General features: G+C 61.6%; 15 protein-coding genes. 14 read left to right on the top strand and 1 reads right to left on the bottom strand.

Annotation, left to right across the window (positions count from 1 at the left end; all coding sequences use genetic code 11):
- Positions 1-222: 222 nt before the first annotated feature.
- Entirely contained in the window at positions 223-1,473 is a 1,251-nt protein-coding gene (locus ACM6IQ_RS10635) for an OprD family porin (RefSeq protein ID WP_031319027.1), read from the bottom strand.
- A 359-nt stretch (positions 1,474-1,832) separates the two neighbouring features.
- On the opposite strand from ACM6IQ_RS10635, the gene antA reads away from it, so the two are divergent.
- From antA to ACM6IQ_RS10565, 14 genes are all read left to right on the top strand, one after another.
- A complete protein-coding gene (gene antA, locus ACM6IQ_RS10630; RefSeq protein WP_414878695.1) occupies positions 1,833-3,236 on the top strand; it encodes an anthranilate 1,2-dioxygenase large subunit in 1,404 nt (467 codons plus the stop codon).
- A 2-nt stretch (positions 3,237-3,238) separates the two neighbouring features.
- The gene (antB, locus tag ACM6IQ_RS10625; protein WP_414878694.1) at positions 3,239-3,730 is read left to right on the top strand and encodes an anthranilate 1,2-dioxygenase small subunit; all 492 of its coding nucleotides are present in this window, start codon (positions 3,239-3,241) and stop codon (positions 3,728-3,730) included.
- Positions 3,731-3,749: 19 nt separating this feature from the next.
- Positions 3,750-4,772, top strand: a complete 1,023-nt coding sequence (gene antC / locus ACM6IQ_RS10620; RefSeq protein WP_414878693.1) for an anthranilate 1,2-dioxygenase electron transfer component AntC — start codon at positions 3,750-3,752, stop codon at positions 4,770-4,772.
- Between the two features lie 104 nt (positions 4,773-4,876).
- Complete coding sequence (locus tag ACM6IQ_RS10615) at positions 4,877-6,037, top strand: ABC transporter substrate-binding protein (protein ID WP_414878692.1); 1,161 nt, start codon at positions 4,877-4,879, stop codon at positions 6,035-6,037.
- Between the two features lie 66 nt (positions 6,038-6,103).
- The gene (locus tag ACM6IQ_RS10610) at positions 6,104-7,015 is read left to right on the top strand and encodes a branched-chain amino acid ABC transporter permease (RefSeq protein ID WP_017339663.1); all 912 of its coding nucleotides are present in this window, start codon (positions 6,104-6,106) and stop codon (positions 7,013-7,015) included.
- A gap of 10 nt (positions 7,016-7,025) precedes the next feature.
- Complete coding sequence (locus ACM6IQ_RS10605) at positions 7,026-8,042, top strand: branched-chain amino acid ABC transporter permease (RefSeq protein ID WP_017339664.1); 1,017 nt, start codon at positions 7,026-7,028, stop codon at positions 8,040-8,042.
- Positions 8,039-8,788 carry an ABC transporter ATP-binding protein gene (locus tag ACM6IQ_RS10600; RefSeq protein WP_017339665.1) on the top strand — a complete coding sequence of 250 codons (750 nt, stop codon included), beginning with the start codon at positions 8,039-8,041 and terminating at the stop codon, positions 8,786-8,788. Before ACM6IQ_RS10605 ends, ACM6IQ_RS10600 begins: the two co-directional genes overlap by 4 nt.
- Complete coding sequence (locus ACM6IQ_RS10595; protein WP_017339666.1) at positions 8,781-9,467, top strand: ABC transporter ATP-binding protein; 687 nt, start codon at positions 8,781-8,783, stop codon at positions 9,465-9,467. The genes ACM6IQ_RS10600 and ACM6IQ_RS10595 overlap by 8 nt, the downstream gene beginning before the upstream one ends.
- A gap of 6 nt (positions 9,468-9,473) precedes the next feature.
- Positions 9,474-10,268: an alpha/beta hydrolase gene (locus tag ACM6IQ_RS10590; protein ID WP_414878691.1), complete on the top strand. Its 795-nt coding sequence runs from the start codon at positions 9,474-9,476 to the stop codon at positions 10,266-10,268.
- A 129-nt stretch (positions 10,269-10,397) separates the two neighbouring features.
- Positions 10,398-11,342, top strand: coding sequence for a PDR/VanB family oxidoreductase (locus tag ACM6IQ_RS10585; RefSeq protein ID WP_414878690.1), 945 nt, complete (start codon positions 10,398-10,400; stop codon positions 11,340-11,342).
- 17 nt (positions 11,343-11,359) lie between these two features.
- Positions 11,360-12,691 (top strand): aromatic ring-hydroxylating dioxygenase subunit alpha, encoded by a 1,332-nt coding sequence (locus ACM6IQ_RS10580; RefSeq protein WP_017339669.1) that lies wholly within the window; start codon positions 11,360-11,362, stop codon positions 12,689-12,691.
- Positions 12,681-13,214, top strand: coding sequence for an aromatic-ring-hydroxylating dioxygenase subunit beta (locus tag ACM6IQ_RS10575; RefSeq protein ID WP_414878689.1), 534 nt, complete (start codon positions 12,681-12,683; stop codon positions 13,212-13,214). The genes ACM6IQ_RS10580 and ACM6IQ_RS10575 overlap by 11 nt, the downstream gene beginning before the upstream one ends.
- Positions 13,214-13,807, top strand: coding sequence for a cysteine hydrolase family protein (locus ACM6IQ_RS10570; RefSeq protein ID WP_017339671.1), 594 nt, complete (start codon positions 13,214-13,216; stop codon positions 13,805-13,807). The genes ACM6IQ_RS10575 and ACM6IQ_RS10570 overlap by 1 nt, the downstream gene beginning before the upstream one ends.
- Entirely contained in the window at positions 13,804-14,592 is a 789-nt protein-coding gene (locus ACM6IQ_RS10565) for an SDR family oxidoreductase (RefSeq protein WP_414878688.1), read from the top strand. Before ACM6IQ_RS10570 ends, ACM6IQ_RS10565 begins: the two co-directional genes overlap by 4 nt.
- The last annotated feature ends 24 nt before the right edge of the window (positions 14,593-14,616 follow it).

Here is a 14,616-nt window from a genome sequence, read left to right as displayed (position 1 = left end):
TCGGCGCGTATTCTCATTGGATTTGCAAGGGCTATGCCCAGCCGGTGCGAACAGGCGAAATCCGCACTTTTCGGCCAGTAATCGGAAACTATCTGGATATCGAACGCGTTGCGCGGCCTTGACGCGCACAGCGATGGTGCCAAGAGCGGTCGACGCAATGGGTAAAACGCTACCCGATGCGTCACTTCCGCGCGCAACCGCGTCCGATTTCAGGGCAGGACGTTACCAAAATTTCCAGGTGTAAGTTGTGATCAGGCGGTTTTCCACCCAGTCATTGCCGTGGCTGAATTTGGCGACGACGTTGCCGGCCTCCACGCCCACGCCTTTGAGCGGACCGCTTTGCACCACGTAAGACAGCACCAGGTTGCGCTCCTGCTCCGCTGCCTGGCTGAGGTTGTCACCGCGGTCCACCGAACTGCCTTTCAAGTATCGGGTCATGAAACTCAGGCCCGGCAGACCCATGGCGGCAAAGTCGTAGTCATAACGCAGTTGCCAGGATTTTTCGTTGGGCTTGATGAACGCCACCCGCGACCAGTTCACCAGGAACGGTTGCGGCACATAACCGCCCAGTGTCGGGAAGTTGCTGTCGCCGAGCATGCGCTGGTATCCCACGCCGAATCGGTGACCGCCCTTTTTCAGCGATGTCATGGCGCCATAGGAACGGTTGTCAATGTCGCCGTAGAGAGCGTCGCCGTCTTCGCTGTTGTTGAAGTAACGCAGGTCAGTCTTCAGCGCATAGCCGTCGCCCAGGTCTGCCAGATGGGTGATGCCCAGGTAGTGCTGCTGGTAGATGTCTTCCAGTTGCGCGTAGAAGTAAGTACCGGTCAGCGACGGAGTGAAAGCATAACTGGCACCGGCAAGGTTGAGCCCGTCACTGCCGTGGCGCACACCCGAGCCGGTCTGCAGGTACAGTTTTTCGTAGTTGGAGGAGTTACGCGCACCGATCTGCGTCAGCCGCCCGGCGGTCAATGTCAGGCCGTCGATTTCCTTGGATTCGAGCAGACCACCGCGATAGGTCGTGACCAACTGGCGTGAATCGTCAATGATCACCACCGGCAGTAACGGCCGCAGTTCACCGACTTTCAGCTCGGTTTTCGAATAGCGCATTTTCAGCGTCGCCCCGCCACGGCCATACTCATCGGCCTGCTCCTGACGGCTTCGGCTGTAAGGGATGATGGAGTCATCGCCGCGCCCGCCACCGCCATCCAGTCTGTAGGCATACTGCACCTCGGCATCCAGGCCGAACTGCACCGGGCCTTCGGTATAGCCGGAGGCGAAACGCAGGTCGAAACCCTGAGTCCAACTGCCCACCCGTGAATGGGGTGGGTTGTCCTGCTTGAAATCCCGATCGATGTAAAAGTTGCGGGTACCCAGTGTGAGCCGGCTGTCAGAGACCACGTCGGCCTGCGCCAGTATTGGCGTCAACAAGCCAACTGTTTGAATCCCTCGAACTAACCACGTTTTATGCAACATATTATTTCTTCCCCCTGCCGCGTTTAGAGCAACACATGAATAGAAGGCACTTCTGGTTAAAACCAGGGCCATGAGTAATGGCAGTTTCCAGTGACCTGCAGCGAGACACTCTGGTGGTGCTTCGATTGAAATTAAGCCGCAACAAGTTCCCCAGCGGCTATCCCGTTACTGGAAGACAATTAGCCGTTTGCTCAGCCTTCATATGCGACATAACCCAGTGTTTACGGGATAAAACCACCAGCAACCCAAGATCAAGGCTTATTTTCCGGATGGGTTTCCACTAATAAGCGGATAGACCCTGTCCATCGCCACGTCATTTAATGAAGGCGTGAATTAGCCCATTGGCCGAGGACTGGGATATGACAACTACACGAAGTATCGAACAGTGGAAAAGTTATATAGAAAGTTGCCTGGACTTCCGTCCGGAAGACGGTGTTTACCGCATCGCTCGCGATATGTTTACCGACCCGGAATTGTTCGATCTGGAAATGGAACTGATCTTCGAGAAGAACTGGATTTACGCCTGCCATGAAAGCGAGATCGCCAATAATCACGACTTCATGACCCTGCGTGCCGGCCGCCAGCCGCTGATCATCACCCGCGACGGTGAAGGTCGTCTCAACGCCTTGATCAACGCCTGCCAGCACCGTGGCACCACCCTTACCCGCGTTGGCAAGGGCAACCAGTCAACCTTTACGTGCCCCTTCCACGCCTGGTGCTACAAAAGCGACGGCCGGCTGGTAAAGGTCAAGGCGCCTGGCGAATACTCCGAAGGCTTCGACAAGGCTACCCGCGGCCTGAAGAAGGCTCGTATTGAAAGCTATAACGGCTTCGTGTTCGTCAGCCTCGACGTGGAGGGCACCGACACCCTGGAAGACTTCCTCGGTGACGCCAAGGTGTTCTTCGACATGATGGTGGCGCAGTCTCCTACCGGCCAGCTCGAAGTGCTGCCGGGCAAGTCGGCCTACACCTACGACGGCAACTGGAAATTGCAGAACGAGAACGGCCTGGACGGTTACCACGTCAGCACCGTCCACTACAACTACGTGGCCACCGTGCAGCACCGCCAACAGGTCAACGCCGAAAAAGGCCTGACTTCCAGCGACACCCTGGACTACAGCAAGCTGGGGGCCGGCGACAAGGAAACCGACGACGGCTGGTTCGCTTTCAACAACGGCCACAGCGTTCTGTTCAGCGACATGCCCAACCCTGCCGTGCGCCCGGGCTACGCCACCATCATGCCGCGCCTGGTCAAGGAACACGGCCAGGGCAAGGCCGAGTGGATGATGCACCGCCTGCGTAACCTGAACGTCTACCCGAGCATGTTCTTCCTCGACCAGATCAGCTCGCAGCTGCGCATCATCCGCCCGCTGGCCTGGAACAAGACCGAGATCAACAGCTTCTGCCTGGGCGTGGTCGGCGAATCGGACGCCGATCGGGAAAACCGCATTCGTCAGTTCGAAGACTTCTTCAACGTATCCGGCATGGGCACCCCCGATGACCTGGTGGAGTTCCGTGAAGCCCAGCGTGGCTTCCAGGCTCGCCTGGAACGCTGGAGCGACATTTCCCGCGGCCAGGGCAAATGGGTCGAAGGCGCTACCCGCAACAGCGAAACCATTGGCATCGCCCCGGCGCTGACGGGCACCGAGTTCACCCATGAAGGCCTGTACGTCAACCAGCACGCTAACTGGCAGCGCTTTTTGCTGGAGGGCCTGGCGCGCAAGGCGGCCGAACAACAACCGTTGAAACTGCGTGAGGTGTGAACATGAATTCGCAACTGCAATACCGCGTCGAGCAATTTCTCTACCGCAACGCCGAGGCTTGCGATGCCCAGGACTGGGACACCTACCTGGCCATGTTCAGCGATGACAGCGAATTCCACCTGCCGCAATGGGATTCGGAGCACGTCTACACCACCGACCCGAAAAAAGGCATGTCGCTGATCTACTACCCCAACCGGGGTGGCCTGGAAGACCGGGTGTTCCGCATTCGCACCGGCAAGGCGGCATCGACCATCCCGATGCCGCGCACCCTGCACCTGATCAGCAACGTGCGAATCGCGCCGCTGCAGGATGATGAGCTGGAGGTCCGGGTCAACTGGAGCACCCTGTACTACCGCATGCAAACCGCCGAGCAGTTCTTCGGCCGCGCGACCTACCGCCTGCGCCCCAACGGCGAGAGCTGGAAGATCGCCCGCAAACACGCAGTGCTGCTCAACGACACGATCAACTCAGTGCTCGATTTCTACCATCTCTGAACCCTGCGGATTAACGCTCATGACGTACAAGGTCGCCTTCAGTTTCGCCGATGGCAAAACACTCTTCTGCAACGTGCAGAACAATGAAATCCTGCTCGACGCGGCCCTGCGCAGCGGAATCAAGATTCCGTTGGACTGCCGCGAAGGGGTTTGCGCGACCTGCCAGGGCCGCTGCGAATCCGGGCAGTACACTCAGGACTATGTGGACGATGAAGCACTGTCGGCCAGTGACCTGGCCGAGCGCAAGGTGCTGACCTGCCAGACGCGTGTGCAGTCCGACGCCGCCTTCTACTTCGACTTCGATTCCAGTCTCTGCGGCAGCAGCGGCCCGAGCAGTCTGCAAGGCACCGTAAGCGAAGTGCGACAGGTATCCCCGAGCACCGCCATCGTGCATGTGGAAGTCGGTGCAGCGGGTGCGGCGCTCGACTACCTGCCAGGCCAGTACGCGCGCCTGCAAGTACCGGGCACCGAGCATCGGCGCTCGTATTCCTTTGCCTGCGCGCCGGGCAGCAGCAACCTGCAGTTCCTCATTCGCTTGCTGCCCAGCGGCGTGATGACCGATTACGTTCGCGATCGTTGCCAGGTCGGTGACGTGATCCACATGGAAGCACCGCTGGGTGCTTTCTACTTGCGTCATATCGACCGCCCGCTGGTGATGGTGGCCGGCGGCACCGGGCTGTCGGCGTTCCTGGGCATGCTCGACCAGATCGCCGACCAGCACGGCTGCGGCCATCCGGTGCATCTGTACTACGGCGTGCGCGAGGCTGCGGACCTGTGCGAGGTTTCGCGCATCGAGGCCTATGCCGCACGCATCCCCGGGTTCCGTTTCACGCCCGTGGTCAGCAATCCCAACCCCGAGTGGCCGGGCAAGACCGGCTATATCGCCGAACACCTGGAGTTGGCCGAGCTGCGCGACCAGCCGTTCGACCTGTACCTGTGCGGCCCGCCGCCGATGGTCGAGTCGATCAAGGACTGGCGACAGCAGCAAGGCCTGGATCAAAGCCGCCTTTATCTGGAGAAGTTCACCGAGAGCAACAGCTGACACGGCACCCCATAACAACAATCAATCGGCCCGACCGAACACTGAATCACTGCCCTCATCGATATCCACCGTGCGTTGGCACGACCTACTTCATAGGCCGCCTCATGAAAAACCTGGTATTGCGTGCATGTCTGGCAACCTCCCTCTGTGCAGCGACGGCTGCCCAGGCCATGGAGCCTGTCCGAATCGGCTTCATCACCACCCTCTCCACCCCCGCCGGCTACCTGGGCGAAGACTCGCGGGACGGCTTCCAGCTGGCGATCGATCAGGAGGGCGGCAAGCTCGGCGGGGTGCCGGTGCAACTCATTGTGGAAGACGACGGACTGCAACCGGCCAAGGCCAAGCAGATCGCCGACCGCATGAGCCTGGACGGTATTTCGCTGTACACCGGGGTGATTTTTTCCAACGTGCTGGCGGCCGTGATCAACACCGCCACCAAGGACGGTTTCTACGTCAGCAACAACACCGCGCCCTCGACCCTGGCCGGTGAAAAGTGCATGGCCAACTACTTCGTCGCCTCCTACCAGAACGATACCCCGCACGAGATGGCCGGTGTCGCCGCCAACGAGCTGGGCTACAAGAAGATGGTGATTCTGGCGCCCAACTATCAGGGCGGCCGTGACGCACTGGCCGGTTTCAAGCGCACCTTCAAGGGCGAAGTGACCGAGATCTACACCAAGCTCAACCAGCTCGACTTCTCGGTGGAACTGGCGCGCGTGCGTGCGCTGGCGCCGGATGCGATCTTCCAGTTTCACCCGGGCGGCGGCGGCATCAACTTCGCCAAGCAGTACGGCGGTTCGGGCCTGTCGGCGCAAATCCCGATGGTGGTGCCGGTGTTCTCCATGGATGAACGCATGCTTGCCGCCACCGGCGATGTGGCCAAGGGCACCAACATCGTCACCCTGTGGAACCCGCAATCGGACAACCCGGCCAACCAAGCCTTCGTCAAAGCCTTCACCGAGAAATACAAGCGCGCCCCGACGGTGTATGCCGCCCAGACCTACGACACGGCACGACTGATCGGCGCCGCCCTGAAGACCTCCCAGGGCAATCTGAAAGACCAGGCGGCCTTCCGCTCGGCCATGAAGAACGTCAAGTTCGACTCCATTCGCGGTGACTTCAGCTTCGCCCAGAACCAGCACCCGGTGATCGACTGGTACCTGCTGCAAGTACAGGCCGGCGCCGACGGCAAGCTGATCGAAGTGCCGATCAAGACGCTGGCGACCCGCCATGTCGACAGCTACGCCGCTCAATGCTCGATCTGACCGGCACCTGAGCCCCCGTCCTCGCCCTGCAGAAACCTGCGGGGCGTTTTCATGAGGAACGCAGTCATGTTATTGCTCGAACAGATTCTCAACGGCCTGCAATACAGCGCCTTGCTGTTTCTGCTGGCCTCGGGCCTGACCCTGATTTTCGGCATCATGGGCGTGATCAACCTCGCCCACGGTGCCTTTTACATGGTCGGCGCCTTCTGTGCCGCCTACACCGCCATGGCGACCGGCTCGTTCTGGCTGGGCGGCCTGGCCGCGCTGATCGGCTCGGCCTGCTATGGCGCGCTGATTGAAACGTCGATCATGCGTCACCTCTACAAACGCGATCACCTGGATCAGGTGCTGGCGACGCTGGCCGTGGTGTTTTTCAGCAACGAATTGCTGACCCTGATCTTCGGTCGCAGCCCACCGGCGATGCCCACGCCCGAGTGGTATTCCAGTTTTGTCCAAGTGCTGCCGGGATTGATGTACCCGGTCAGCCGACTGCTGTTCATCGCCGCAGGGCTGGTGGTGGCGGTCGGCATGTGGCTGCTGATCAACCACACGCGCCTCGGCATGCTGATTCGCGCCGGTGCCGACGACCATGAAATGGTCGGCGCGCTGGGCGTCAACATCGCCCGACTGTACACCCTGGTGTTCGTCTTCGGCTGCGTACTGTGCGGCCTGGCCGGCTTCATGGCGGCACCGCTGCTGTCGGTGGAAATCGGCATGGGCGAAAAGATCCTGATCACTACCTTCGTGGTCATCGTCGTCGGCGGTGTCGGTTCGGTGCGCGGTGCGCTGGTCGGGGCCCTGCTGATCGGCATGGTCGACAGCCTGGGCCGTGCCTACATTCCGCCGCTGCTGGACCAACTGCTGCCCAGCGAAACCAGCGGCACCCTGAGCGCCGGGCTGATTTCCGCCAGCGCCTACATCGTCATGGCCCTGGTGCTGCTGGTGCGTCCGCGCGGCCTGCTGCCGGCCCGTGCCTGAGGAGAACGCTATGTCACCACGCCTTATCATTGACCTTGCGTGCCTGGCGACCTTCGCCTGCATGCCGCTGCTGGCCCACTGGCTGCACGAACCCTACCTGGTCAGCTTCTTCACCCGCCTTGCGATCTACGGCATGGCGGCCATCAGCCTGGACTTGCTGATCGGCTACGGCGCCATGGTCAGCTTTGGCCATGCGGCGTTCTTCGGACTGGGCGGTTACATCGTCGGCATCGTTGCCTTCCACACGTCACAAGGCATGCCGCTGTGGGGCTGGGAAGGCAGCAACAGCGCGCTGGTGGTGTGGCCTCTGGCCCTGCTGGTATGTGCGTTGCTTTCGTTGCTGGTGGGTTATCTGTCGCTGCGTACCAGCGGCGTGCAGTTCATCATGATCACCCTCGCGTTCGGCCAGATGCTCTACTTCGTGCTCGGCTCGCTGTCGCTGTACGGCGGTGACGACGGCATCCTGCTCAACGAGCGCAATACCCTCGGCGCACTGGACCTGGGCGACGCCAACCACTTCTACTACCTGTGTGTAGCGCTGCTGACCGGTTGGTTGCTGTTGTGCCGGCGACTGGTCAATTCGCGTTTCGGTTTTGTTCTACGCGGGCTCAAGCAGAGCGAGCGGCGCAGCGTCAGCCTGGGCCTCAAACCCTTGCGCTATCGCCTGACGGCCTTTGTGATCGCGGGCACCGGCGGTGGCCTGGCGGGAATTCTGTGGGCCAACTACGCGCTGTTCGTCAGCCCCGACATGGGCGCCTGGCACAAGTCCGGCGAGTTGATGGCGATGGTGATCCTCGGCGGCGTCGGCACCCTGCTCGGCCCGCTGCTGGGCGCGGCCACCTACCTGGGCCTTGAACAAGTGCTGAGCCAGTGGACCGAACACTGGATGCTGATTTTCGGCCCGCTGTTGTTGCTGGTGGTGCTGTTCGGCAAAAAAGGCGTTTACGGACTGCTGCTGAGCTTGCTGCAGCGCAAACAGAACGTGGTTGCCGTCAAATCGAACACCGCCGTGGAGGCACGCCCATGAGCGCAAAACTGTCGATTCAGGATTTGCACAAGGCCTTCGGTGCGGTGAAAGCCACCAACGGCGCCAGCCTTGAACTGGCCGAAGGCGAGTTGCACGCCATCATCGGCCCGAACGGCGCCGGTAAATCCACGCTGATCGCGCAGATCGCCGGGGAAGTTTTCCCAGACCATGGCCAGATCCATCTCAATGGTCAGGACATCACCCGCGTACCAGCCTGGCAGCGGCCGCGCCTGGGACTTGCGCGGGCATTCCAGGTCAGTCAGCTGTACACCGAGTTCACCCTGCTGGAGAACGTCGCCCTGGCTATCGCCGCTCGTGACGGCAAGACGTTCGGCATGTGGCGTCCGCTGAGCCGCGACACTCGCCTGCTGGAACCGGCGCTGGGCTACTTGCAGCAAGTGGGCCTGGGCGCTCGCGCGCAAGACCCGGTCCACGAGCTTTCCCATGGCGAACGACGGCAACTGGAGATCGCACTGGCCCTGGCTCAGGAAGCATCGGTGCTATTGCTCGACGAGCCTATGGCCGGGATGGGGGCCGACGAATCCGCGCGCATGACCGAGTTGCTGCACAGCCTCAAGGGCCGCTACGCAATCCTGTTGGTGGAACATGACATGGACGCGGTATTCGCCCTCGCCGACCGTATCACTGTGCTGGTCTACGGTCAGACGGTGCTGACCGGCAGCGTCGAACAAGTGCGCAACGACCCGCAAGTGCGGGCCGCCTACCTGGGAGAAGAACATGCTTGACGTTCAAGGCTTGAAAGCGGGCTATGGCTTGAGCCAGGTGTTGTTCGACATGCACCTGAGTATCGAGCAAGGCCAGGTGGTGTCGTTGATCGGCCGCAACGGCATGGGCAAGACCACCACGGTCAAATCGATCATGGGGTTGCTCAAGCCCAGTGCCGGCAGCATCCGTATCAATGGCACGGAAATGCGGGGTGCTGCGCCCTATCGCATCGCCAAGGCCGGCCTGGGACTGGTGCCGGAAGGCCGCCGCGCCTTCGGCACCTTGAGTGTGCGGGAAAACCTGCTGGCCACCGCCACGCGGGGCAAGTGGGACCTGGCGCGGGTCTATGAACTGTTCCCGCGCCTGCTGGAGCGACAGGACCAGCTGTCTCGCACCCTGTCCGGTGGCGAGCAACAAATGCTGGTGGTGGGCCGCGCGCTGCTGACCAACCCCAGCCTGTTGATTCTCGACGAAGCCACTGAAGGCCTGGCACCCATCATCCGCGAGCAGATCTGGCGTTGCCTGGCCACCCTCAAGGCCGAGGGCGAGACGATTCTGGTGATCGACAAGAACCTCAAGGAAATGGCTCGGGTAGTTGACCGTCATCACATCATTGAGAAAGGACGGCAGGTCTGGGATGGCACGCCTGTGGAGCTCGCGGCTCAACCCGAACTGTCGCAACGCTACCTGGGAGTGTGAGCAGCCATGGACCTCGATCAGGCTTACAACAACGTTGCAGCAGTGGGTGATTTTCCACAGATCATGCAGCGTTTTCGCCATCGCAGCGCCGAGACCTATGCGAGTCACGCCTGGCAGCGTGACTTGCCCTATGGCGATGCCCCGCGCGAGCGTTTCGACTGGTACGCCCACGCGGATGCCGGGGCGCCGACACTGCTGTTCATTCATGGAGGTTACTGGCAGGCCTCGGACAAGGACGACTACGCCTTTATCGCCGAGGGGCTGATCGAGGCCGGCTTCAACGTCGGACTGCTCGAGTACACCCTGGCGCCCGAGGCGAACATGAGCACCATCGTCGGGCAGATCGCCAAGGCACTGGACCACCTGATGGCGCACCGTGAAGCCTTGAACATCGATCGACAGGTGGTGCTTTGCGGGCACTCGGCGGGAGGCCATCTGACCGCGCTGCATCGCCGACATCCGCTAGTGACCCTGGCCCTGCCGATCAGCGGCCTGATGGAGCTCGACCCCATCAGCCGCTGCTGGTTGAACGACAAGCTGCAACTGAGCAAAGAGGATATCCAGCGCTTTAGCCCGCAAAGGCTGATCGGCGATGGAGCACCGTTGCTGGTGACCGTGGGCGCGGATGAGTTGCCGGAGTTGATTCGACATTCGCGCGAGTACGCCAGTGCCTGTCGCGAGGCCGGGCAGACCGTGAGCCTGGTCGAACTTGCAGGGTGTCATCACTTCGCTGTGCTGGACGATCTGGCCCAGGCGGATGGCGAACACTTGCGAGCCCTGCTTGTGCATCTCAAGCGTTAGCCTGCCTGCAGGAGCGCGCTCGCTCCTGCAATTCACTCTCGCCAGAAGTGGATACCGGTTTGCCTTTAACGGCTTTTTTGCCCTCCTCAAGCTTCATACAGTGGCTACGAATTCAGACAGGAATTGCGTATGTCCAGCCTCTCGCTCAGGGTCGAACACATCGAGCTATTGACCCCCAGAATCCGCCGCGTCCTGCTGGTATCCAGCGACGCCCGGCCACTGCCGGGTTTCACCGCCGGGGCGCACCTTGAGTTGCACGTACCCGGCAATCGCACTCAACGCCGGGCCTATTCGCTGGTCAACCTGCCCGACGGCGAGCACTACGAAATCGCCGTCCAGCTCGAAGTGTCGAGTACAGGTGGATCGCGTTGGGTGCACTCGCTCAAGGTCGGCGATGAACTGCTGGCCGAATCGCCACGCAACCACTTTCCACTGCATGAGCACACCGAACATGCACTGCTGATCGCCGGCGGCATCGGCATCACGCCCATGCTGGGCATGGCCCGGTCGCTGCGAGCAGCGGGCAAGCCCTTCACCCTGCACTACGCCGGTCGCGATGAAACACAGATGGCCTATCTGCCAGAGGCCCGCGCCTGCCAGGACAACCATTGCTGGATCAGCGGCGGCGACCCGCAAAAGCGCCTTCCGGCCGCTGCAATCCTGACCGCGCCAAGACCCGGCCTGCACCTCTACATCTGCGGCCCTACCGCCCTGCTCAACAGCGTGCTGGCCTGCGCTCGAGAACAGGGTTGGGCAGAAGATCACCTGCATTACGAACTGTTCAGCGGCGCCCTGGAAATGGCCGGCGATCAAGGTTTTGAGGTGCACCTGCGCGAAAGCGGCGTGAGCCTGCAAGTGGCCGCCGGGCAAAGCGTACTGGACGCCATGCTCCAGGCCGGCCTGGACCCGATGTTCGACTGCCGACGGGGTGACTGTGGCGTGTGCGTCGCCCAGGTCATCGACGGGCAACCCGATCACCGCGATATCTGCCTGTCGGAGCGTGACCGCGCCAGCGGCAGTTTCTGCACTTGTGTCTCCCGTGCCCGCAGCGCGCTGCTGGTGCTCGATCTGTGACAAACCGAGGACATCCCGTGATACCGACCAACGAGCAAATTGCTGCCTTGATCCGTGAGGACAGCGTCCACAAGAGCGTCTACACCGACCCGACCCTGTTCAAGCTGGAGATGGAGCGCATCTACGGCAACGCCTGGATCTACGTCGGCCATGAAAGCCAGGTCAAGAACCCCGGCGACTACCACACCACGCGTATCGGTGATCAGGACGTGATCATGGTGCGCGGCGCCAACCAGCAGGTCAGCGTGCTGTACAACCGCTGCCCGCACAAGGGCGCCAAACTGGTGGCCGACGGTGACGGCAGTGTCGGCAAATTCTTCCGCTGCCCGTATCACGCCTGGACCTTCAAACTCGACGGCCAGCATTTGTCGGCACCGCTCAAGAGCGGTTTCGAAGGCACCTGCTACGACCCCAAACACCCGGATTTCTCCATGGTCAGCCTTGCCCGCGTCGAGACCTATCGCGGCTTCGTGTTCGCCAGCCAGGCGGCGTTCGGACCGGACCTGAAAGCATTTCTGGGTGGCGTCATCACCTCCATCGACAACCTCTGCGACCGTTCACCCGTCGGCGAAGTCGAGGTGGCCGGCGGCATCTTCCGAGTTCAGCAACGCTCAAACTGGAAAGTGTTCTACGAGAACCTGCACGACACCATGCACGCCCGTGTGACCCATGAATCGTCGGTAGACGCTGCGCGTGACGAAGCCCAGGCCATCGGTGAAATGCCCTTCGAGCTGCTGATCATGGACGGCAATGGCGAACCCTACGACTTCTGGGAAAAACTCGAACTGCGCGCCTACCATAACGGCCACGGCTACATGGAAGCGATCTTCGACCCGGGCGCTGCCGAACGCGACGAGGTCTCCCGCGCTCACTTCGAATGCCTGAGCCAGGCCTACGGCGAGCAACGCGCCAAGGAAATCCTGGGCATGAACCGTCACAACACGGTGATCTACGGCAGCGGCTCGCCGCACACAGTGTTCATGCAGTTCCGGGTGATCCGCCCCATCGCCGTGGACCGGACCATGGTCGAGATCCAGACCTTCCGCTGCAAGGGTGCTCCGGATGCCGTGTTCGACCGCGCGCTGACCTACGCCAACGTCATCAACTCGCCCTCCTCCAACGTGATGCCCGACGATGTCGAAGTCTATGCCCGCTGCCAGGAAGGCAACATGACCCGCGGTGGCGAGTGGATCAGCATGCACCGCTATGTTGGCACCGACAGGCCGCTGGAGGACGGCGCGGTGTCCACCAACGGCACCAGCGAACTGCCGATGCGCAACCAGTTTGCCGCCTGGAAACAGTTCATGACCGCCACCCTGATCGCCAAGGAGAGCACCCATGCTGCTTGACCGCCGAATCGACGTCGACACGCGCCAGTTGACCCCCGCCCAGGTTCCCGTCGAGACCCTGCGCCAGATCGAACAGTTTCTTTACCGCGAGGCGCGCCTGCTGGACGAGCGGCGTTTCTGGGAGTGGGACAAGCTGTTTACCGACACCGGCATGTACTGGGTGCCGCACAAGCATGAGCAAGCCGACCCGTTCGATCATATCTCGCTGTTCTGGGAAAACCGCATGCTGCGCGAGGTGCGGATTCGGCGGGTGGAAAACGCCCGCAACTGGTCCCAGCAACCGCAAACCCAGACCGCGCACCTGGTCGGCAATGTGATGGTCGAGGGTCTCGACACCCAGGGGCTGCTGGTGGTCAGCGCCAGCTTCCAGTACAGCGAGTGGCGCCTGGAGCAACGTCAACTCGCTGGTCGCTACACCTATAAATTGGCCGCTCAGGACAATGGTGGCTGGCAGATCCAGCTCAAGCGCGTCGACCTCATCAACTGCAACGATGTGTTCGCCAACCTTGAGGTCTTCGTGTGATGAACGCGCCGGTGGTGATCGCCCTGCACTATCAGAATGACGTGTTGCACCCCGACGGCAAGATAAGGGTCGGGCTGGGGTCAGATGACAGCCTGCGTGCTGCACTGCTCGATGCCGCCGGCAGATTACTGGCCGGCGCACGCGCCAAGGGATGGCCGATCGTTCACGTGCGCGTGGCGTTCCGACCGGACTATGCCGACCTGATCCAGAACGCGCCGATTCTGCGCACTGTCGCCACCCTTGGCGCTGCCCGGGAAGGCAGTTGGGGAGCGGAGTTTTTCAGTGCCCTGGCGCCGCTGGACAGCCGCCATGAATTCGTCGTCACCCACAACCGGATCAATGCTTTTTATGGCTCACCGCTGGAAACCGTGGTGCGCCAGTTCAACCCTACGCACCTGTTAATCGCTGGCGTGGCGACACACTCGGTGGTGGAAAGCACAGTGCGCCATGCGGTGGATTGCGGATTCGAAGTGACGGTGGCGGCAGATGCCTGCGCCAGTGCGGACAGCGGCACGCATGCGGCCTCGCTGGCGAGCATGGCGCTGATCGCCCGTATCAGTCACGTCAACGAAGCACTGGAGGACTGGGCATGATGCTCGAAGGCAAAGTGGCGATTGTGACCGGCAGCACTCAGGGACTGGGTCTGGACATCGCTCGACAGCTCTTGGCCGAGGGCGCTCAGGTGATGCTGGTGGGGCGTAACGCCGATAGCGGTCAAGCATTGGCGCAAGCAATGGGATGCGGGTTTTCAGCCTGCGACGTGGAGCGCGACGAAGATATCGACGCGTGCATCACGGCCACGCTGGCCCACTTCGGCAGGCTCGACATTCTGGTCAACAACGCGTGCCTGTACGCCGATCAGGGACTGGCCTCTGACCGCGCGCAGTGGCTGAAAACCCTGAACGTCAATCTGGTATCGGCGGCGATCTTTACCCAAAAGGCCGCGGTGCATCTGCCCAGCGGCGGCGTAGTGATCAACATTGGCAGCACCGGCGGTAAATTCGGCGCAGCCGGGCGTGCACTCTACCCCGCCTCCAAGGCCGGCATCCTGCAACTGACGAAAAACCTGGCCGTGACCCTGGCCCCGGAGCAAGTCCGGGTGCTGAGCGTATCCCCGGCCTGGACCTGGTCGCCCAGCGTCGCCGACCTCAGCGACAACGATCCGCACTTGGCCGATCGGGTCGGGGCACCTTTCCATCCGCTCGGGCGCATTGGCCGGGGTCATGAGATCGCAAGCGTGGTGGCTTTTCTATGCAGTGCCGGCGCCGGCTGGATGACCGGTGTCGACGTGCCGGTGGACGGCGGCTTTTCGATCCTCGGGCCAGACCGTGGCGTGTCGCCGCGAGTGTGGTTTCAACAACACCGTGACAGCCAATAAAACCTGATAACCGAGTGAGGTAGA

Origin of the sequence: Pseudomonas sp. IT-P100, from assembly GCF_949767185.1 — a bacterium.
GTDB lineage: Bacteria > Pseudomonadota > Gammaproteobacteria > Pseudomonadales > Pseudomonadaceae > Aquipseudomonas > Aquipseudomonas fluorescens_B.
This window is presented reverse-complemented; position numbering and strand designations above follow the sequence as displayed.

What these genes read in the sequence shown, in the direction of transcription:
- ACM6IQ_RS10635 (WP_031319027.1), bottom strand. Translation starts at nt 1,473, where the DNA reads ATGTTGCATAAAACGTGGTTAGTTCGAGGGATTCAAACAGTTGGCTTG.
- antA (WP_414878695.1), top strand. Translation starts at nt 1,833, where the DNA reads ATGACAACTACACGAAGTATCGAACAGTGGAAAAGTTATATAGAAAGT.
- antB (WP_414878694.1), top strand. Translation starts at nt 3,239, where the DNA reads ATGAATTCGCAACTGCAATACCGCGTCGAGCAATTTCTCTACCGCAAC.
- antC (WP_414878693.1), top strand. Translation starts at nt 3,750, where the DNA reads ATGACGTACAAGGTCGCCTTCAGTTTCGCCGATGGCAAAACACTCTTC.
- ACM6IQ_RS10615 (WP_414878692.1), top strand. Translation starts at nt 4,877, where the DNA reads ATGAAAAACCTGGTATTGCGTGCATGTCTGGCAACCTCCCTCTGTGCA.
- ACM6IQ_RS10610 (WP_017339663.1), top strand. Translation starts at nt 6,104, where the DNA reads ATGTTATTGCTCGAACAGATTCTCAACGGCCTGCAATACAGCGCCTTG.
- ACM6IQ_RS10605 (WP_017339664.1), top strand. Translation starts at nt 7,026, where the DNA reads ATGTCACCACGCCTTATCATTGACCTTGCGTGCCTGGCGACCTTCGCC.
- ACM6IQ_RS10600 (WP_017339665.1), top strand. Translation starts at nt 8,039, where the DNA reads ATGAGCGCAAAACTGTCGATTCAGGATTTGCACAAGGCCTTCGGTGCG.
- ACM6IQ_RS10595 (WP_017339666.1), top strand. Translation starts at nt 8,781, where the DNA reads ATGCTTGACGTTCAAGGCTTGAAAGCGGGCTATGGCTTGAGCCAGGTG.
- ACM6IQ_RS10590 (WP_414878691.1), top strand. Translation starts at nt 9,474, where the DNA reads ATGGACCTCGATCAGGCTTACAACAACGTTGCAGCAGTGGGTGATTTT.
- ACM6IQ_RS10585 (WP_414878690.1), top strand. Translation starts at nt 10,398, where the DNA reads ATGTCCAGCCTCTCGCTCAGGGTCGAACACATCGAGCTATTGACCCCC.
- ACM6IQ_RS10575 (WP_414878689.1), top strand. Translation starts at nt 12,681, where the DNA reads ATGCTGCTTGACCGCCGAATCGACGTCGACACGCGCCAGTTGACCCCC.
- ACM6IQ_RS10570 (WP_017339671.1), top strand. Translation starts at nt 13,214, where the DNA reads ATGAACGCGCCGGTGGTGATCGCCCTGCACTATCAGAATGACGTGTTG.
- ACM6IQ_RS10565 (WP_414878688.1), top strand. Translation starts at nt 13,804, where the DNA reads ATGATGCTCGAAGGCAAAGTGGCGATTGTGACCGGCAGCACTCAGGGA.